The sequence below is a fragment of the Sphingobacterium sp. FBM7-1 genome, assembly GCF_020687765.1.
Lineage (GTDB): Bacteria > Bacteroidota > Bacteroidia > Sphingobacteriales > Sphingobacteriaceae > Sphingobacterium.
Genome location: NZ_JAJEWJ010000001.1, coordinates 295,686 through 315,737 on the forward strand (window position 1 = coordinate 295,686; position 20,052 = coordinate 315,737).

A 20,052-nucleotide genomic window follows, 5' to 3' on the forward strand; every position below is an offset into this window, starting at 1 on the left:
CCAACTTGAAGTAAAACTTCATGTTAGATGCTGTTGTTCTATTGTTTGTTAAGACGCAAAGGCTTTATCTCCTTTTTGATAAGGGTAATTGCCGTCATATCGGCCTGGAATTTTTACGTAGCGTAATGCCCTCGTCATTCCTACTTCAGAGGTAAAGAATCCAGTCAAGGTTATTTGCTTCAACATGTGAAAGAAATGGTTTGGAAGGGGGGCTGCATCGTCTGACAGTTCGCTCTGCTTCTGCCCTCGTTCGTTTTGGAATTTTTTAGCTTCCTTATCCAACATATTTACAAATTGCAACTGTTCATCTTTTGATAATTCTTGGAATTTTTTTCCGAACTCCTGCTTTGCACGCTCATCGACCTCACCTAGTCCTTCAAGGAAAGCTTTTTGGTCATGTGGATCGTAACAATCTCGGATCATTACAGGGATAAACTCTCCTACGCCAGCTTCCTTAGCTCCTGGCGTGGACGTTTCTGGCAAAATTGCTTCCGCAAGATCTCCTAAAAAATTTATGGTATCTTTTTCAAATAATGTCGCGACATCTTTAGTAGCAGGGCGCGTACAGCCCTCTAAAAATAGGTTAGCTCCAATAACAGAACCACCGATTAACATCGCCACTCGTTGAATTGCTTCTCTTCTATTCATCTTTATAAAATTTCTGTTTGAGGCATCTGTTTCTTTCGTGACTTAATACTTTATTGTATTTAAGCCGATTACAAATCTCCTTTTTTAAGCGCATTAACGGCAAAATCAACCGCCCGTGCTGTCAATGCCATATAAGTTAGAGACGGATTTACACAGGCTCCAGAAGTCATTGCAGCACCATCCGTTACAAAAACGTTTTTGGCATCCCAAACCTGATTATGTTTATTCAATACGGAATTTTTTGGATCATTACCCATACGCGCTGTACCCATCTCGTGAATACCTTGTCCGAAACCATACACATTGTCATAAGTATAAACATCTTTAACGCCGATTCGCTCTAGCATTTCTTTCATTTCATTCATCATATCGGGCCGCATTTTCTTTTCATTATCTTTTATCTCCATATCCATAGCTAAGATCGGTAGACCCCATTTATCTTTTTTATCCTTATCTAAATAAATTCGATTTTCATGATAAGGTAAAATTTCTCCGAATGCACCAAATCCAATGCTCCAGCTACCGGGTTCTTGCATGGCGTCTTTCCAATCTCCACCGACGCTCATTTCAGCGACTTCTCCCTGCCATCTACCCCGACTTGCTGCCCCTTGATAACCAAATCCACGCAAGTAATCTCGTTTTTTATCGTCGCTAGGTATATTCACAAATCGAGGCACATATAAACCCGTCGGGCGTCTACCGAAAATATACTTATCTTCATACCCTTCCACGGTACCTCCGGCGCCACAGCGGAAATGATGATCCATTGCATTATGACCTAACTCACCCGAACTACTTCCTAAACCGCCCTCCCAAACATCGGTTGCAGAGTTCATCAATACCCAAGTCGAATTGAACGCAGAAGCACATACGAAGATGACCTTCGCAAAAAATTCGTAGGTTTGATTTGTCTCTGCGTCAACAATTTCGACCCCAGTAGCCTTTTGTGTATCTTTATCATATAGAATCCGCGTCACAATGGAGAACGGGCGTAGCGTCAAGTTACCTGTAGCTACTGCTGGCGGTAATGTGGAGGATTGCGTACTGAAGTAGGCCCCAAAATTACACCCTAACGAGCATTGGTTTTGATATTGACAGTTTACGCGACCATGATGGGGTTTGGTAATATTGGCCGTACGCCCCATAATAAAATGTCGTTTGCCCCCATATTCTTTTTGCAATCGAGCTGCTAAATCTTTTTCCACTACATTAAAATCCATAGGCGGAAGAAAATCGCCGTCCGGTAATACGTCGAGACCATCTCTATTACCTGAAATACCCGCCCATTTCTCGGCATAGCTATACCAAGGCGCGATATCCGCGTAGCGAATAGGCCAATCTATACCGTGTCCGTCCTTAGCATTTGCTTCGAAGTCTAAATCAGAAAAACGGTAACTCTGCCGTCCCCACATTAAAGACCGTCCCCCCACGTGGTAGCCACGATACCAGTCAAAACGCTTAACTTCGGTATAAGGACTTTCTTTTTCATTTACCCAGAAATCTAAATTTTTCTCATTTAGTGGATAATCTCGCTTCAACACAGGATAGTCCTTCTCCATCTGTTTAGTGCGTCCGCCTCTATGGGGGTATTCCCACGTGTCTTTATTTGCGTGATAGTCCTTGATATGCTCCACATTCCGTCCGCGTTCCAGCATGATTGTCTTAAGGCCCTTCTCCGTGAGCTCCTTAGCTGCCCACCCCCCACTGATACCTGACCCAATGACAATTGCATCATAAACGTTATCTGCCATACTTTTATATTTTAAGTTTATTGCTATTTTACTATACTTTTTTATTCTCTATTTTCTCATTTTTAAAGAAGATCATGAATAATATCATGACGATAAACGCTATTCCCGCAGGCACTAACCATACTTGTTGCCAAAAAGCAGCAACATCGGTCGATTTGATATCGGCATACATAGTGCCAATATACCCGGCCACCCAAAATCCGATTAACTGCCCAATCCCATAGGTTGCTAGAGTAATTAAGCCTTGCGCCGCACTTTTATATTTCACACCAGCTTTGCTGTCGGTATAAATTTGTCCCGACACAAAGAAGAAATCATAACATATACCATGCAAAGCGATCCCGATAATTAACATGAACGACAAATCACCGGCATTTCCGTATGCAAACAACAGATACCGTATAGCCCAAGCTAACATACCAATCAAAATAGTCTTCTTGAAGCCAAAACGAACAAATAAAACCGGTAAAAGTAATAAGAATGCCGCTTCTGAAACTTGCCCAATAGCCATTTTCCCTGTAGCATTGGATAGGCCGATCTCTACCAAGAACGGGTTAGCATTGGAATAATAAAACGCTAGCGGTATACAAATTAGAATAGAGGAAATAAAGAAAATTAAAAAATTTCTATCTTTTAATAATTTCACTGCATCTAGCCCAATGATGGAAGCAAAAGAAGGTTTTTCTGCTGTATCAACCTTTATCGGTGGAGTTTTAGGTAAAAGAAAAGAAAATAGTCCTAATACGGCAGAAGCAATACCTGCCATTAGAAAGGTATTGCGTAAAGCCCCTTCTTGTGCACCTTCGGGCGAATCCCAGCGGAATAAAAAGCTAATTGCTAAGCCCGCTATAATCCATCCGATCGTACCCCATACACGAATGCTTGAAAATTGAGTTTCTGGATTGCTAAGCTGTCTGAACGAAACTGAATTTACCAATGCCAATGTGGGCATATAAAGGATCATATACACCAAAACATAGGGATAAAAAGTAGCAATATCTGTCGATTTGTACATCTGGAACATCAAAAAGGCCCCAATTAAATGTAGTATTCCGAGAATCCTTTCCGCATTAAAATAACGGTCAGCAATCATACCAATAATAAATGGCGCAATTATAGCGCCTAACGATTGCGTTGAAAATACATTGGAAATCTGAAAAGGTTCCGCCTGTAAATTTTGAATCAAAAAAGTCCCTAATGTGACGAACCATGCTCCCCAAATAAAAAATTCGAGAAACATCATAAAAGATAACTTAAATCTTACGGATTTTGACATCTGATAATAGGTTTATTTGTATAAATATATTACTTCTTCGTTATATTATAACAATACACTTAAAAATTATCAACCTCCCGATAGGCGTTGACCAATGCTTTTTCCCCTTCGACACCAGACTTAGACATTCCGTGCTCCATTCCGACTACACCTTTATAGCCTTTTTCTTTAAGCCATTTAAATATATTTTTATAATTGATCTCTCCGGTGGTGGGCTCTTTTCTTCCCGGATTATCACCTACTTGAATATAGGCAATTTCACTCCAGCACATGTCCATCAGCTGAATGAGATTGCCTTCATTCTTTTGTTGATGGTAAGCATCATATAAAATTTTACAAGAAGGACTTCCCACCGCCTTGCAAATCTCATAGGCTTGATCCGTATAACGAAGAAATAAATCTGGCGTATCACTGAGTGGTTCTAGTACCATGGTGATCCCATGTGGTTCAAATATCTCTGCTCCTTGCTTTAACGCTTCAATAACATTTGCGGTTTGTACGCCTATAGGTAAATCTCGGTGATAGTTGCCCGGCACAACTGTTACCCACTTAGCATCTACGCGTTTAGCCACCTCGACTGACTGTCTACAACCCTTCAAGAAAATATCTATATGTTCTTGCTTGCCAGCCGCCAGCGTATTAGCACCGTTTCCACCTTTCGGGACCACAAATACGCCCATCCGCATCCCAAGCCTAGTCAACGTTTCTCCTATTTTTATCTGCTCATCTACGGAGCGGGTGGGCAATCCGTTGTCTTCAATACTACGGAACCCCATATCATACATATACTGAATCTCGTCTATAAAGTTTTTACCGGCTGTTGCCGCAAACATACCCTGATGCGGAGCATAATCTAATTGGAATCTCGCACCTTCTTTATGTGGAATAGTTGCCATCACTTTATCTCCTAAAATACTTGTGCCGCCAATAAACGCCGCACCACTTTTTATAAAATCTGCTCTTTTCATATATTATTTAATCGGTTAACTAACCTTTATACAGCTGTGTAATACAGTTAAAAACGATTTTTATATCGTGCCAATTTCTCATAGAAATCCTTCGTAAAGCGCCGCCCGCATCTATCCAAACGGTCAGCCTATATCCATATAACTGTTTTTTTAGCCTGTCGCGCGTACTAAATATATCGATCGGTATTTTTTCCCGGAATAGCATAAGGATACTCCCCTTTTTCGTTCGGAACTATTTTGGGTAATGCATCCCACGCATATACATCGGGAGACAGATCGACGGTTGAAGTTATGGCGTCATCCCATTTGATTGTTTTGCCGGTATAACAAGCTATACGGCCAATGATACCGGTGAGTGTACTGTATGCACCATATTGAGCATCGTCAAAACTATACTCGTTCTTCGCTATCGCTGCAAATAGTTCTTTGTGTTCCTGTTGATAAGCATTCGGATTTCCTTTCGGATCATGGCGATATATTTCATTTCCTCGCGCATCCCACAGAATACCTTGATTACCTGCTGAAAGATATGCACGTCCCTTTGTTGCTTGAAAAGTTTCATCTACACGATTAGACACACCTTCAAAATGTCGACATTGGCTATAGATAACAGAACCGTCGTCATAAGTAAGTTCAAGCGCGAAGTTATCATATATTTCACCATACTCTTTGCCCGTGCGGTGTGCTCTGCTACCTGTCCCCTGAATAGAAATTGGGTATTTATCTTTCACCCAATTAGCGATGTCAATATTATGTACGTGCTGTTCTACAAGGTGGTCACCACAAAGCCAGTTAAAATAAAACCAATTTCGCATTTGGTATTCCATTTCCGATTGCCCCTGCTTTCGCGGGCGCACCCAAACACCACCACTATTCCAATAGACTTGCCCAGATAAAACATCACCTATAGCACCATCCTGTATACGCTTAATAGTTTCTCGGTAATTTGTCTGATAACGACGTTGTAAACCAACGACGACATTCAATTTTTTCGTTTTAGCTTCCGCAGCCGCCTCCAATACCCTCCTTACCCCCGGAATATCAACAGCGACGGGCTTTTCCATAAACACATGTTTACCTTCTTTTACCGCTTCTTCAAAATGAGCGGGCCGAAATCCAGGAGGTGTTGCTAGCAAAACTACATCGGCATCCTTGATTGCCGCTTTATAACCGTCGAAGCCAACATACTTACGACTGTCCGGCACGTCAACTTTGTCTCCAAATTTTTCTTTTAACGTCCTGTATGTCTGTTCTAGGTTATCAGCGAAGGCATCGGCCATGGCTACTAGTTTAATGTTCTGGCCAGAAGCAAAAGCATCAAATGTAGCTCCGGTACCACGCCCGCCACAACCGATCAGGGCGATTTTAATGACATCGCTTCCAGCAGCGAAAACGTGGGATACAGGCATTGAGGACAATGCCGCTGCACCCGCAAATACGGATCCAGCCTTAATAAAATCTCTTCTTTTAAAATGTTGCATCAGTTTAGGTATATTAATTAACGTATTAAAAGTCTTTTATGGGTTCTTGATTATAATAACGCATAATGTCTTCTTCCGTTGGTGGATGTACCGGTCGAACAACACGTAGTCCCACAAATGGCGCCTCGGGAAACCACCAATTTGATTTCGGTATTTGAGGATCTAACTGTTTCCATATGGGATCGGATGCCATGCGAGCCGCCGATCGTAGTTCATGTGCCGGGCTATCAAAAGATCCACCCCGCACACTATGTGCATAAAGTTGCGTAGGTACAGCAACGGGATTGATCGCCGTTTCGTTCGCAAATTGCTGGTAAAAATCGGGCAGATATTGATCGAATGTCCATTCCGCCACATTGCCTAGCATATCATACAATCCCCAGGCATTCGGCATTTTATGCCCTACTGCGGCTGTTTTTTCCTCACTATTGTTAACAAACCATGCATAGTTCTCTAATTGATTCACATCGTCACCGAAAAAATACGCTGTTGTCGATCCAGCCCGACAGGCGTATTCCCATTCAGCTTCAGTCGGCAAACGGTAAAACACTCCCGTTCGCGTATAAAGCCATTTGCAAAACTGAATCGCATTATAGTGTGTCATTGCCAAAGCAGGATGACCTTCTTTCCCCATGCCGAACGTCATATCCAAATAAGGCTTTGACGGCCGCGTCACAGCATCCACCTCAGATGAGACTTTGCCATCTGCCGAAATAGTTTGTTCCAAATCCTTATAAACAAAAGGTTCATATAAATCCCAAGTAACCTCGTACGTGCCCATCCAAAAAGGATCAAGCTTTACCTTATGGGCAGGTTTTTCATCTGCTTTATCAGATTGATCGCTACCCATTATAAATGTTCCTCCAGGAATCGCTTCCATGGAAAACTCCAAATGTGTTCCTTCAATTTTTTGGATATAACGTTCGTGCGTTTTCTGTGCTTTTATAACTAGGCTAGCTAGCATGAACGTTAAAACAAGTACCCCGTTCTTTACATTTTGTATCATCATTAATCTAGAGTTTTCGCAAATCGAAATTAAATATAGGAATTATATTGTAAAAAATACACTAAGTCTTTTTTACAACAATCAAGTTACAAAATAATATCCTCCGATAGAGGACCCTTTAAAACGGTTAAAATAGAGCCGATTTAAGAACTAAAAGCGATCTGCTTCGTTATGAAAAGAACTAGCGGCTACTAGACGACGCTTGATATTGCATAACAAGATGAATTTATTTAGGTTTGGCAAAAATTTATTACTGAGGTATATTGGGAAAAATATTTTTAACGTGGGCGCTGTCGCTCGCTACATTATTATTATACGCGCAAAGTGATTCCATCTCCTCGGCGCGACCGCCGAAGAATCCGCTGATCATCGAATTGGAGATGGAAAATGGAGGTATATTGGCGGCGAAAGATATTCGCAGAACTACATTTGAAAGTGCATATTACAACGGGATCAACCTGAAAGTTGGCTGGAAAATACAAAAGTCGGATGATGTATATTTCACGCTATATAACAATCCTATATATGGGATCGGGTTTTATAGTAGCACGTTTAATACGGACATTATTGGAAGTCCTTACGCCATATACGGATTTATGCAATCCCCTTTCGGAAATTTAAAAAAGAAGTACTGGAGTTTCGACTACCGAATTGGACTTGGTATTTCTGGTAACTTCAAACCTTATGATCCCGAAACTAATCCTCTGAATGTCGTTATTGGTGCGAAGAATAATGTATTTATCGACTTAGGTATACGAAGCCAATATAAAATTAGCCCCAACTGGCGGGTAGGCCTAGGTCTAGCCTATCATCACTTTTCGAACGGGGCCCTCCGCCTGCCCAACAAAGGCGTTAATCTTGTCCCGATAACTGCTTCTGTTACCTATCAGCCAAACGGACATAGTATCCTACCTGATAGAAGCAACATAACACCTTATCCCGACAAAATTCTTTATCATATCAACTATGGTATTGGATGGAAGCAATTGGATAAAGATAAAGACGAGCGTTTTTTAAAGACAACTTTAGGTGCATACGCGAGTAAACATGTGTCACACAAATGGCGAGTTGGAGCTGGCGTCGATTTATTTTACTCCGATTCTGGAAACTACGATGAAATCGCGGGGGATGATAGTGGTAAACTAAGCGCTAAACTATCAGGTGGCCCCTCCTTTTATTTGGTGCACGTATTAACGCGCAGACTGGTACTGAACGGAAATATTGGATACTATATTCATAAACGAAGTTTTAACGGAGAAATCAACCATATCTTTTTAAGAGCGGGTGCGCGGTATTACGTATATAAAGACTTTAATGCCGGTATTTCCATTAAAGCACACAAAGGAAAAGCCGACTTTATCGAATGGACGGTAGGCTATACGTTTAATAGAGATTAGCTTCTTTTTCCTTGACGAAAAAGAAACAAAAAGTCAAGACTTGCTTTGTTCCGCTACCTTTACTAATCTATTCCTAAACAGCATGGAACTCGCTTTGCTCAGACAACATGCTGTTTTTAACGGAATAGCCTGCGTAAAGCTGGCCGCGCTGCGGAACAAAGCTAGGTCATTTTAGCCCGCATAACTACGTATCAATATAAAACGCTTTGCTCACGTATTACACAAATCCTAATTAACAATAAATGTCGCTTTGGATATTTTACATTTGTAAAATATCCAAAGCGACTAGATTATGAATATGTGTGTATTTTGGTGTTTGATTCCCTTCACAGGGAAAAGAACAAACAAAAATTACATAACAAGTTTCCCAATGCTTTTCGCCAGATTTCTATCTACGGTGATATAACCCGGATAGTAGATATTACTATTCCCAATTTTGATAGACGGTTTTATTTTGAGCACAAGAAACCCCTCACCTTTTCTCGTAAAAAGTTCGTTTAATACGTTTTCTACTCCATTTTCCTTTGCTGTACCGAAAATATTAGCTTTAAAGGTTAATGGCACAACCGTACTTTCTCCTGTTGATAAGTGTAGATTCTCATCTACCGTACCCTCGAACATGGGCTTTCCTTGAATTTCGATCAGATATTTAAAGGAATTAATTTTGGTCGTCGTGGTAGTCGGGTTGCTCACTTTCATGTTAATTCGAGCTTCTAGCGGCAGATCCTGACGTAACATGGCCACGGCTATTCCTGGAAGAGCACTGATGTTCACACCGTCTTTACCCGTAAAACTGTCCATATTACGACCAGCTAAGCGGACGTCCTGCAACGACTCGACCGTATAGTTAAACTTAGAAAGCGCATCAATCTGATTCTTGTTTATCGCACAACCTGTTAACAACAATCCTACAAGCACGCAGCATAGGATACTGATATTTGTTCTTTTATTCATAGCCAATTTATTCATTTAATTGTTTTTTCCACCAAAATTATACGTTAACCCTAATGTAAATACAGCGTTACCCGCTTTTAAGTAATTGTTGTTTACGACGTTGATATTGAACCCGTTTGTATACTGTATCTGCAGACCTTTATTCAACTCCATGCGTGTATAAAAAAGCGGTTCAATAAACAAAGCTTCCTCCATGGGACGCGCTACATCATTAATTGTAAAATCTCGCATCGCTACACGGTTAGCACGAATAGCCGTTCCATAATTCAAGATACGTGGCTTACCAAACAGATTAAGTTTCCGTTTTCGCCTAGACGAGTAATTTATCTGGACGAAAATTTTATCGAAATCCATCACTCTTGTCTCGACAGGCATCATGCCCGTTGTGGACGCCCTCCGATCTACTTGCGTAGAAGACCCTATGCCATAACCTGCATATATTTCCAGTATCTGCCGTTTTTCTTTGCCCACCTTCGTGAAGTAACCAAGACCGCCCTCTAATAAATGCTGATTAAAAAGCTCACTCCTATTATTATCTTCCTGCTGCTTAATATAAGAGCCATTCGCGATAACCGCTATATGATTCCCTACAGCTAAACCAATATTTCCACTCAAATTTCCTTTTACATTGCTATGAGCCGCTACATGCATCTCTCCTTTTCCCTGAAACATTGGAGTTGCTGGCACATTGGGCATATAAATAGAATTACAGGAAGAGCAAATTAAAACAAACAGCGAGATGGCAACGTATAAAAATCGATAATACATAAGTAATTTTTCTTCTTATGCAATAATCACCTAAATTATTGTGCCAAAATTAGTCCAGCCCTTTCTAATTCTATCTGCATTTCCTGTTGGAGTTTTAAAGCCTCTTCACGGGCTCTTTCCGCGAAGTCTTTTCCGTCAGATGCATAAATAATACCGCGTGTACTGTTTACTAAAAGTCCGCAGTCCTTATTCATTCCGTATTGGCACACCTCCTGCAAAGAACCTCCTTGGGCACCGACACCCGGCACCAACAAGAAGTGATCAGGCACACGCTGTCGCACTTTCGTAAATGCTTCACCACGGGTCGCCCCTACCACAAACATGGTGTTATCCGGTGTACCCCATTCTTTCACCTTATCCAGTACATACTCAAACAGCTCTACCCCAACTTCATTCCTAAAGTTTTGAAAATCTTTACTCCCCGGATTAGATGTCAATGCCAATACAATGGACCATTTCTCGGCGATATCGAGAAACGGCACAACCGAATCACTACCCATATAAGGTGCGATGGTGATTGCGTCAAATCCTAAGCCTGATACCTCTTGATCAAAGAAAGCTTTTGCATAGCGAGTCGAAGTATTCCCGATATCCCCCCGCTTCGCATCGGCGATACTCAAACATTCTTTAGGTAGTATTTCCCATGTCTTTTGCAAGGATTGCCACCCTTTAGCGCCGTAACATTCGTAGAAAGCAATATTAGGTTTATACGCGACACACAAGTCTTCCGTGGCTTCAATAATCGCTTTATTGAAAGAAAATATCGGATCCTCATCATCCAAAAGATGTTGGGGTATTTTGGCGATATCCGTATCCAAACCCACACATAAAAAGCTTTTTTTTGTTTTAATCTGCTGAATTAATGCTGCTCTGGTCATGCTTATTTTTGGGTTAATTCTAACATAAAATCGGACACCTCTGTCCGGGAATAATCTGCCATACCCTCATGACGAGCGGCAATTTTTCCTGTTTTATCTAAAATAACGGTTGTCGGAATAGCTCCGCCCAACCATTCGCCAGGAATTTGACTTTCTGGATAATATATTGGTAAATCCATATCCCCTTTCAACATAAAGTCGCGCGCTTTCTCTTTTTCACCTTCAATTTCCACCAAAAGGAAAGCGACCTGATCATTATCCTTAAATTTATCCTTCAAAACTTGGATAGAAGGCATTTCCGCTTTACATGGCGGACACCACGTCGCCCAAAAATTTAAAAAAACGACTTTTCCTTTTAAATCGTGTATACTCACTACGTGACCATTATCATCCGAAAAGGCGACGCCAGCATAATCACTTAACAGGGTGCCCTCGTCCTCTGCAGGCGTATTTGTAGCTTCCGAAGTTTCCAATTTAGGCTTAAATAAACCAATTTTCATCAAACCCTGTTGTACCCACACACGTCCACTAGGCAACAGCAATAAAATAATCAGTCCGGCAAAAATAATATTGCCTATGATCTTCCAGGCTTTCTTTTTATTCATTACAAGCTCCGCTTTTAACTATCAAACTTATCCAATAATTTCAACAAGGTAGCGAAATCTTTCGGGTATGGGGCTTCAAAATGGTATTCTTTGCCTTCAATGGTGAACCGGATCTGATGTGCATGTAACGCAAAACGTTTCATAACTGGCAGTTCCTCTTCCCCTTTGGCTATCGTAAAACCTCTCTTTTTTATTTGCGACAAATAAACCGGTTTGCCTCCATACATCTCATCGCCTACGATAGCCGCACGCTGCGTAGCAAGATGGATACGAATTTGGTGCATTCTACCCGTAATTGGTTTACATTCTACCAACGTATAATGCCTAAAGTATCGCAGCGAGTTAAAAACCGTTTCGGCCGGCTTTCCATTAGCGCGATCGATCGAAACATTTTTGTTCCCTTGATTTAAGATAGGCAAATTAACTTGGAGGTTGGTAAAGGTGTGTGTACCGCCAATAATAGCATGGTAAATTTTATCTACACGCCTACGTTCAAATTCAATAGAGACTAAACGATACGTCTCCGGATTTTTAGCTAAAAGCAATAGTCCAGACGTATCCTTATCCAAACGGTGACACACTTGTGTATCCGGATGATATTTTTTTGCAAGACGTAAAATATTCACTTCGTCACCACTCCTATTATCCAGGGAAGCTACAAAAGGAGGCTTATTAATAACAATAAGGCTATCGTCTTCAAAAAGAATCAGATCTTGAAATTTGGGAAATTTAAATAAACGATTGTCGCGTTTTTGCATAGAGGCAAAAATACAGAAATACCTTTAACATCCTCGAGTTCTATAACTTTTTATTAGCTTTGTTTCTTTAAACTACAAGCAATGTCAGTAAACAAGATCATCAAACGAGTAACCACGAGCACGGTTTTAGCCATGAAGGCGAACGGAGAAAAAGTTAGTATGCTCACCGCTTATGATTATTCGACCGCGCGTGCGTTGGACGAAGCTGGTATCGACGTATTGTTGGTAGGTGATTCTGCTGCAAATGTTTTTGCAGGCTATGAAACTACCTTACCCATAACTTTAGATCACATGATATACCACGCTAGTGCAGTGGTTAGAGGGGCTAAACGTGCGCTTGTACTTGTGGATCTTCCATTTGGAGAATATCAGGGCACACCGGAGGACGCTTTTAAATCTGCAGTACGAATGATGAAGGAATCAGGAGCACACGCCCTTAAACTTGAAGGTGGTATTGAGATTTTGGAAAACATCAAGAAGATTATTGATGCCGGTATTCCGGTTTGCGGACATTTAGGTCTTACACCACAATCAATTAATAAATTCGGCACCTTTGGTGTCCGGGCAAAAGAGGAGGCTGAAGCAGAGAAACTAAAGTCAGATGCTCTAGCCCTTCAAGAAATTGGCTGCTTTGCAGTAGTATTAGAAAAAATTCCTGCAGCGCTCGCGCAAGAAGTCAGCCAATCCCTCACCATTCCGACCATCGGTATCGGTGCCGGCAACGGATGTGATGGTCAAGTACTCGTTGTTAACGATATGCTTGGATTTACGAAGGATTTCAAACCCAAATTTTTGCGTCGGTATATGGAAATGTATGAGAATATCGTTGAGGCCGCCGCTAGTTATACCGCAGACGTGAAATCCGGCAATTACCCAAATGAATCGGAGCAATATTAAAGCAGATGCTTGATGAAAATATTTATTATTATCGCTTTAATAGGATTTTTGATCTATCTCATTGCTAGAAGATTTTTATCCGTAAACACTGTCGAAACCTCCGTCGTCCGAGCGAATTATCGACAATATTTCGTAGCCATAGATACCTCCCCCAAGTTAATCCGACGGGTGACCCAAAGCACGATTCGAACTGTCGGAATAGGCTTTATCTTACTTTTAGTAACATTAGTTTTGGGAATGAAAATCAAGATTTTATGGATACTTATTCCATTAAGTCTTTATCTAATCGGTCAGTTTTTCGTATATATCAATCACCTGAAATATACGAAAGACCAGCGAATCTATTTTAACACAGAAACTTACGAAGTTTTAGTTGACTATATTAAAGAGCAATCGTTATCTTTTAATTTAATGCGAGATATCGTAGCAGTATCTGAGATAAAGTCGGTTCAAAAAAACCGAGAGACGCTTTTTGGTTATTATAAACTTCAGGTAAAGCAAGGCGCGACGGTTGTTATCCCCTATTTAATCGAACAACATGAAAATGACGCAAACCGCTTGTTTTTTCAATACCTGAATGAAAACTTTAAGATTGAAGTTGAAAGTAAATTATTTCCGATCATCTAAGGATTAATCATTAATCGCGCGCCAGATCATATCCTTCAATTGCTGGACATTTTTACCCGAAACAGAAGAAATAAAAATAGCAGCTATCCCTTTAGGTAAAGTTTCCGCCATCTCCGCCTCCAACTCCTCATCAAGCATATCCGATTTCGTAATGGCCAATAAACGAGGTTTGTCCATTAACTCGGGGTTGTAAGCCGTCAATTCATTCAGCAAAATATCATATTCCTCTGCGAGGCTACGATCAGTATCTGCCGGAATCATAAATAACAGCACCGCATTGCGCTCAATATGGCGTAAAAAACGATGTCCGAGGCCTTTGCCTTGGGAGGCGCCTTCGATAATGCCCGGAATATCAGCCATCACGAATGACTTGTTATCACGATAAGCTACAATCCCCAGATTAGGCACTAACGTTGTAAAAGGATAATCTGCAATTTCCGGCTTTGCGGCCGAAACTACCGATAATAAGGTCGATTTCCCCGCATTTGGAAAGCCGACTAACCCCACATCGGCCAACACCTTCAGTTCTAAAATAATCCATTGCTCTTGCCCAGGCAAACCTGGTTGTGCAAAACGTGGCGTCTGTTGGGTAGGAGATTTAAAGTGCCAGTTGCCTAAGCCTCCCTTTCCACCAGGAGTCAATATCTTGGTTTCTCCATCCTCGGTAATGTCAAATAGGATTTCACCCGTTTCAGCGTCCTTCGCGACCGTTCCCAAAGGCACTTCTAAGACCTCATCTTTTCCGTCAGCACCCGTGCGTAATGCGCTTAAGCCCGGCCCGCCGTTGGCCGCAATGATATGTTTACGATATTTTAAATGGAGCAACGTCCAATGTTGCGAAGAGCCTTTAAGAATGATATGACCTCCCCGGCCGCCATCCCCGCCATCGGGTCCGCCTTTGGCTGTAAATTTATCTCGATGTAAGTGAGCCGACCCCGATCCTCCATGGCCAGAGCGACAACACACCTTCACATAATCCACAAAATTTGAACCCTGAGCCATACCTTAAATACTATTACTTTATTATTTAGTAAAAACTAATATTGATCAATAATTTCGGTCAAAGATTGAAAAATCACCTCAATATCACCGATACCGTTCACTTTAGCTAACTTGCCCTGTTTTTCGTAAAAAGGCAAAACGTGAATCGTTTTGTTAAAGTATTCTTCTATACGTTTCGTCAACTTATCCGCCGCATCATCCGCACGACCAGATATTTCCTGGCGTTTAGCGATACGTTGCTTCAATTCTTCTTCGGTAACATCCAAAGCCAATACGCCGGTGATTTGCTCATTGATCGATTCCAAAAAAATGTCCAAAGCTTCCGCTTGCGCCACTGTACGCGGGAATCCATCAAAAATGAAACCTTTGGCTTGTGGATTTTTATTGATTTCCTCCTCCAGCATCGCAATCGTGATGGAATCCGGGACCAAGTTGCCATCCGCAATGATTTGGCTTACCTGCTGACCTAACGCAGTTTGGTTTTTGATATGTGCCCGAAATATGTCGCCGGTGGAAATATGAACTAATTGGTATTTCTCAATGAGTTTTTCTGATTGGGTACCTTTTCCTGCACCAGGAGGACCAAATAAGACGAGGTTTAGCATAAGTTGTTATTTTATGTTTAAAAAAAAGCCTAATCCCGATAAAGAATTAGGCTTCACTTGTGCGCTCAAAGGGAGTCGAACCCCTAACCTCCTGATCCGTAGTCAGGTGCTCTATCCAATTAAGCTATGAGCGCGGCAACCAATACGTGAAGCTATATAGCCTACGTTGTTTTGGCTTTTTTGAGCCTCCTATCGGGATCGAACCAATGACCTACTGATTACAAGTCAGTTGCTCTACCAGCTGAGCTAAGGAGGCTTTTGAACCGTTTTCCGATTCAGTGATGCAAATATCACGCTTCTCCGTCGATTATGCAAGTACTTTTTTAAAAAAACCACACATAAGCCATTTTGGCATTACATTTTATTATTAAACGACAAAATTTCCGAAATTCAACTAAAAATCAAAAAGGCATTCAAATTGTTTAAAATATAACGACAACAAACACGTGGATAACGACTTAAAGGATTTTACATATGAATTTTAACAACTATACGATCAAAGCGCAGGAAGCTATTCAAAAAGCCTCCGAAATTGCAGTGGGTAATCAGCAACAGGCGATTGAACCCGCACATATATTAAAGGCGCTCCTCACGGTGGACGAGCACGTTATCGGGCATTTACTGAAGAAGCTGAATGTAAACACCAGCTACCTGGACACAGAAGTTGACAAACAAATAGCTTCTCTTCCCAAGGTAAGCGGTAGCAATGTATACCTCGGTAACACAGCTGCTTCGGTGTTGCAGAAGGCGCAAAGTTATTTAAAAGAGTTTAATGACGAGTTTGTTTCCATTGAGCATATTCTCTTAGGCCTGCTTTCCTCAAGTGACAAGACAGCTTCGCTGTTGAAAGACCAAGGCGTCAATGAGAAAGATCTCAAACTGGCTATTAAAGAGCTTCGCGGAAACAATCGCGTTACCGATCAAAATGCAGAGGCAACATACAACGCACTTGGTAAATATGCGCGTAACCTCAATGAGTTTGCAGAATCAGGGAAATTGGATCCGGTTATCGGCCGGGATGAAGAAATTCGCCGGGTGATGCAGATTCTATCCCGCCGTACGAAAAACAATCCGATTTTGGTTGGTGAGCCCGGTGTGGGTAAAACAGCTATTGCGGAAGGTATTGCACACCGTATTATTAAAGGCGACGCACCCGAAAACCTTAAATCCAAAACCGTATTTTCGCTCGATATGGGGGCGCTTATCGCCGGAGCGAAATACAAAGGCGAATTTGAAGAGCGTTTGAAGGCCGTAGTAAAAGAAGTATCGGATAGTGCCGGCGAAATCATCCTGTTTATCGACGAAATCCACACCTTAGTAGGCGCCGGTGGCGGTGAAGGAGCCATGGATGCAGCAAATATTCTAAAACCGGCTTTGGCCCGTGGCGAACTCCGCGCGATTGGAGCGACCACGCTAAACGAATATCAAAAGTATTTTGAAAAGGATAAAGCCTTAGAGCGCCGTTTTCAAAGGGTCATGGTCGATGAACCAGATACGCAGGATGCTATTTCTATCCTTCGCGGTCTTAAAGAAAGATATGAAACCCACCATAAGGTTCGTATCTTGGATGAGTCTATTATTGCGGCGGTAGAGTTATCACAGCGTTATATTACCGACAGGTTCTTGCCCGATAAAGCGATTGACCTAATCGATGAAGCTGCCTCTAAACTACGGTTGGAGATGGACTCTGTGCCCGAAGCAGTGGATGAATTGGACAGGCGCATCATGCAACTGGAAATTGAACGGGAAGCCATTAAACGGGAGCATGATAAGAAGAAAGTCAGTGAGCTTTCGGAGACCATTGCCAATCTTGCTAACGAACGTGATTCGTTAAAAGCTGCTTGGCAATCGGAGAAAAGTCTGGTCGATAAAGTCAACCAAGAAATCCAACATATTGAAGATTACAAACTGGAAGCGGAACAAGCGGAACGTGCAGGTGACTATGGCAAGGTGGCTGAATTGCGATACGGAAAGATCAAGGAAGCCCAGGATAACGTTGAAAAACTGAAAGCCGAGCTTGCCGAAAAGCAACAAGATAGCCGTATGCTAAAAGAGGAAGTTACCTCGGAGGATATTGCGGATGTGGTATCCCGCTGGACCGGGATTCCAGTGAATAAGATGGTGCAATCTGAACGCGAAAAATTGCTTAACCTGGAAGAGGAATTGCACAAGCGTGTTGCCGGACAGGAAGAAGCGATTGAAGCGATTGCTGATGCTATCCGCCGTTCCAGAGCCGGACTGAGCGATGCGAAACGACCTATCGGTTCGTTCATCTTCCTTGGTACAACTGGGGTAGGTAAAACAGAACTTGCTAAGGCATTGGCCGAATTCCTGTTTGATGATGAACAAGCGATGGTGCGGATAGACATGTCAGAGTATCAAGAGCGGCATGCGGTATCCCGATTGATCGGTGCGCCTCCGGGATATGTTGGTTACGAAGAAGGTGGACAGTTAACCGAAGCCGTCCGTCGTCGGCCATATTCCGTTGTTCTTTTAGACGAAATAGAAAAAGCCCATCCGGATGTATTCAATATTTTACTGCAAGTATTGGATGACGGACATTTGACAGATAATAAAGGACGTGTGGTCAACTTTAAGAATACGATCATCATCATGACGTCTAATACCGGATCGCATATTATTCAGGAGAATTTCTCCAAATTGGATGACAGCAACCGCGATGAGGTGATTGCGAAAACCAAGGATGACGTGTTTGAACTGTTACAGAAGTCTATCAGGCCAGAGTTTCTGAACCGTATTGATGAGGTGATCATGTTTACGCCATTGAGCCGGGATGAAATTGGCGATATCGTGCGCATGCAGTTTCAACACATAGAGAAGCAGCTTGCTGAACAGAACATATTCTTATCCGCTAGTGAGGATGCACTTGATTGGTTAGGGCAATTGGGCTACGATCCAATATATGGCGCAAGACCACTAAAACGGGTCATCCAAAAACGGGTGCTCAATGAACTCTCGAAAGAGATTCTTTCGGGTAAGGTATCGCGAGATGCCGTTATCCAACTGGATGTCTTCGACGGTAAGTTTGTGTTTATGAATAAAAAAGATGGGGAATAGACCCCATCTTTTACTCTTTAATCCGCCATACGGAAATAGCACCTAAGAGCATAAATATTCCTCCCAGCATAATCCCATATATCGGTTGGCTATCGAAAAAATATTTAATGATCATCCCTCCGAAAAAGCCGCATACAATTTGCGGAAACGTAATAAAGAAATTAAAGATTCCCATATATACCCCCATTTTACGGGCAGGCAAACTATCACTTAGAATAGCATAAGGCATGGAGAGAATGCTTCCCCATGCAATCCCAATACCGAGCATGGTCAACAACAGGATATTCGGCGAGGAAATAAAAAGTATCGAAATCAAAGAAACGCCTCCTATTACCAATCCGAACGCATGGACCTTCGTCCGCCCAAACCGGTTCGCGAGCCGGGGAAGGAAAATAGCATATATAGCTGATACTCCATTGTATACACCAAAAAGTACCCCCACCCAATTGCCGGCTTCGGCATATAGACGATTGCGTTCTCCATCCATTTTATAGAATACATGATCTGCAATAGCCGGTGTCATGTATACCCACATCATGAACAGTGCAAACCAAGAGAAAAATTGTACCCAGCCAAGCTTTTTCATGGTTAAGGGCATCCGTTTGAAATCTTGAAAGATTGCCCCCAAATTATGGTTGGTTGACGATTGAACTTCCGCTTCCGTCTCTTCCTCTCCTACAAAAGACGCCAGTTCTTTCGGCGAATATTCTTTTGTGGTGAAAACAGTCCACAGAATGGTAACGATCAATACGAACGCACCGAAGTAGAACGAATAGATTACATTTAGAGGGACAACGCCGTCTCCCCCATCCGCAGGAATATGCAAGTATTCCGCAAATACATAAGGCAGCCAGGAACCAACCACAGCGCCCACACCGATTAAGACAGTCTGCACCGAAAAGCCCAAGCTTCGTTGAGTACTGGGAAGATTATCGCCTACCAGTGCCCGGAAGGGCTCCATGGTCACGTTAATAGACGCATCCATCAGCATCAGCATACCCGCACCGATCAACAAGGGCGGAAGTATTGCCGTGAACAAAGCGATATTAGGCATCAAGACCAACGCAATTGCCGTTAATAAGGCACCCACCAAAAAGAAAGGCCGGCGGCGGCCCATCTTTGTCCATGTACGATCACTATAATGACCAATAATCGGTTGCACAATCATTCCTGTAATCGGAGCTGCAAGCCAAAACAAAGACAAATGCTCCACATCGGCACCAAACGTCTGGAGGATACGGGAAGCATTACTATTTTGCAATGCAAATCCCATTTGAATACCCAAAAAGCCCATACTCATATTTACGATCTGAGCAATAGTCAAGTTAGGTTTAACACGTTTATTATTCATGG

Annotated in this window: 18 protein-coding genes and 2 tRNA genes; 4 read left to right on the top strand and 16 right to left on the bottom strand. The window is 42.1% G+C overall.

What is annotated here, in order from left to right; all coding sequences use genetic code 11:
- Positions 1–48 precede the first annotated feature (48 nt).
- The 6 genes from LKO28_RS01460 to LKO28_RS01485 all read right to left on the bottom strand — a co-directional run bounded on the left by LKO28_RS01460 (position 49) and on the right by LKO28_RS01485 (position 7,133).
- On the bottom strand, positions 49–648 hold the full coding sequence (locus tag LKO28_RS01460) for a gluconate 2-dehydrogenase subunit 3 family protein (protein WP_227692756.1): 600 nt from the start codon (positions 646–648) through the stop codon (positions 49–51).
- A gap of 68 nt (positions 649–716) precedes the next feature.
- On the bottom strand, positions 717–2,399 hold the full coding sequence (locus tag LKO28_RS01465; RefSeq protein ID WP_227692758.1) for a GMC oxidoreductase: 1,683 nt from the start codon (positions 2,397–2,399) through the stop codon (positions 717–719).
- A 31-nt stretch (positions 2,400–2,430) separates the two neighbouring features.
- Complete coding sequence (locus LKO28_RS01470) at positions 2,431–3,675, bottom strand: MFS transporter (protein WP_227692759.1); 1,245 nt, start codon at positions 3,673–3,675, stop codon at positions 2,431–2,433.
- Between the two features lie 59 nt (positions 3,676–3,734).
- Positions 3,735–4,643 (bottom strand): hydroxypyruvate isomerase family protein, encoded by a 909-nt coding sequence (locus LKO28_RS01475; protein WP_227692761.1) that lies wholly within the window; start codon positions 4,641–4,643, stop codon positions 3,735–3,737.
- Between the two features lie 167 nt (positions 4,644–4,810).
- A complete protein-coding gene (locus LKO28_RS01480; RefSeq protein WP_227692762.1) occupies positions 4,811–6,124 on the bottom strand; it encodes a Gfo/Idh/MocA family protein in 1,314 nt (437 codons plus the stop codon).
- A 25-nt stretch (positions 6,125–6,149) separates the two neighbouring features.
- Positions 6,150–7,133 (bottom strand): formylglycine-generating enzyme family protein, encoded by a 984-nt coding sequence (locus LKO28_RS01485; protein ID WP_227692763.1) that lies wholly within the window; start codon positions 7,131–7,133, stop codon positions 6,150–6,152.
- A gap of 260 nt (positions 7,134–7,393) precedes the next feature.
- Between LKO28_RS01485 and LKO28_RS01490 the strand changes: the two genes are divergently transcribed.
- Positions 7,394–8,527 carry an acyloxyacyl hydrolase gene (locus tag LKO28_RS01490; protein WP_227692764.1) on the top strand — a complete coding sequence of 378 codons (1,134 nt, stop codon included), beginning with the start codon at positions 7,394–7,396 and terminating at the stop codon, positions 8,525–8,527.
- A 351-nt stretch (positions 8,528–8,878) separates the two neighbouring features.
- Here LKO28_RS01490 and LKO28_RS01495 read toward each other — a convergent pair whose 3' ends face one another.
- From LKO28_RS01495 to LKO28_RS01515, 5 genes are all read right to left on the bottom strand, one after another.
- Positions 8,879–9,481: a hypothetical protein gene (locus LKO28_RS01495; RefSeq protein WP_227692765.1), complete on the bottom strand. Its 603-nt coding sequence runs from the start codon at positions 9,479–9,481 to the stop codon at positions 8,879–8,881.
- 15 nt (positions 9,482–9,496) lie between these two features.
- A complete protein-coding gene (locus LKO28_RS01500) occupies positions 9,497–10,153 on the bottom strand; it encodes a hypothetical protein (protein ID WP_227692766.1) in 657 nt (218 codons plus the stop codon).
- 131 nt (positions 10,154–10,284) lie between these two features.
- The gene (gene pyrF, locus LKO28_RS01505) at positions 10,285–11,127 is read right to left on the bottom strand and encodes an orotidine-5'-phosphate decarboxylase (RefSeq protein WP_227692767.1); all 843 of its coding nucleotides are present in this window, start codon (positions 11,125–11,127) and stop codon (positions 10,285–10,287) included.
- Positions 11,128–11,129: 2 nt separating this feature from the next.
- Entirely contained in the window at positions 11,130–11,732 is a 603-nt protein-coding gene (locus LKO28_RS01510) for a TlpA family protein disulfide reductase (RefSeq protein WP_227692768.1), read from the bottom strand.
- 14 nt (positions 11,733–11,746) lie between these two features.
- Positions 11,747–12,490: an RluA family pseudouridine synthase gene (locus LKO28_RS01515; RefSeq protein WP_227692769.1), complete on the bottom strand. Its 744-nt coding sequence runs from the start codon at positions 12,488–12,490 to the stop codon at positions 11,747–11,749.
- 81 nt (positions 12,491–12,571) lie between these two features.
- Here LKO28_RS01515 and panB point away from each other — a divergent pair, with 81 nt between their 5' ends.
- Together panB and LKO28_RS01525 are read left to right on the top strand one after the other, a co-directional pair.
- Positions 12,572–13,387: a 3-methyl-2-oxobutanoate hydroxymethyltransferase gene (gene panB, locus LKO28_RS01520; protein WP_227692770.1), complete on the top strand. Its 816-nt coding sequence runs from the start codon at positions 12,572–12,574 to the stop codon at positions 13,385–13,387.
- Positions 13,388–13,399: 12 nt separating this feature from the next.
- Positions 13,400–14,014 carry a hypothetical protein gene (locus tag LKO28_RS01525; RefSeq protein ID WP_227692771.1) on the top strand — a complete coding sequence of 205 codons (615 nt, stop codon included), beginning with the start codon at positions 13,400–13,402 and terminating at the stop codon, positions 14,012–14,014.
- 3 nt (positions 14,015–14,017) lie between these two features.
- Here the strand turns inward: LKO28_RS01525 and obgE are convergent, their stop codons facing one another.
- The 4 genes from obgE to LKO28_RS01545 all read right to left on the bottom strand — a co-directional run bounded on the left by obgE (position 14,018) and on the right by LKO28_RS01545 (position 15,877).
- Entirely contained in the window at positions 14,018–15,016 is a 999-nt protein-coding gene (gene obgE, locus LKO28_RS01530) for a GTPase ObgE (protein ID WP_227692772.1), read from the bottom strand.
- Positions 15,017–15,051: 35 nt separating this feature from the next.
- Complete coding sequence (locus LKO28_RS01535) at positions 15,052–15,621, bottom strand: adenylate kinase (RefSeq protein ID WP_227692773.1); 570 nt, start codon at positions 15,619–15,621, stop codon at positions 15,052–15,054.
- Between the two features lie 60 nt (positions 15,622–15,681).
- Positions 15,682–15,755: transfer RNA gene (locus LKO28_RS01540), tRNA-Arg, on the bottom strand.
- Positions 15,756–15,804: 49 nt separating this feature from the next.
- Positions 15,805–15,877 (bottom strand) — tRNA-Thr (locus LKO28_RS01545).
- A 218-nt stretch (positions 15,878–16,095) separates the two neighbouring features.
- On the opposite strand from LKO28_RS01545, the gene clpB reads away from it, so the two are divergent.
- Complete coding sequence (gene clpB / locus LKO28_RS01550; RefSeq protein WP_227692774.1) at positions 16,096–18,699, top strand: ATP-dependent chaperone ClpB; 2,604 nt, start codon at positions 16,096–16,098, stop codon at positions 18,697–18,699.
- A 10-nt stretch (positions 18,700–18,709) separates the two neighbouring features.
- On the opposite strand, the gene LKO28_RS01555 is transcribed toward clpB, so the two are convergent.
- Complete coding sequence (locus tag LKO28_RS01555; protein WP_227692775.1) at positions 18,710–20,050, bottom strand: MFS transporter; 1,341 nt, start codon at positions 20,048–20,050, stop codon at positions 18,710–18,712.
- Between the last annotated feature and the right edge of the window lie 2 nt (positions 20,051–20,052).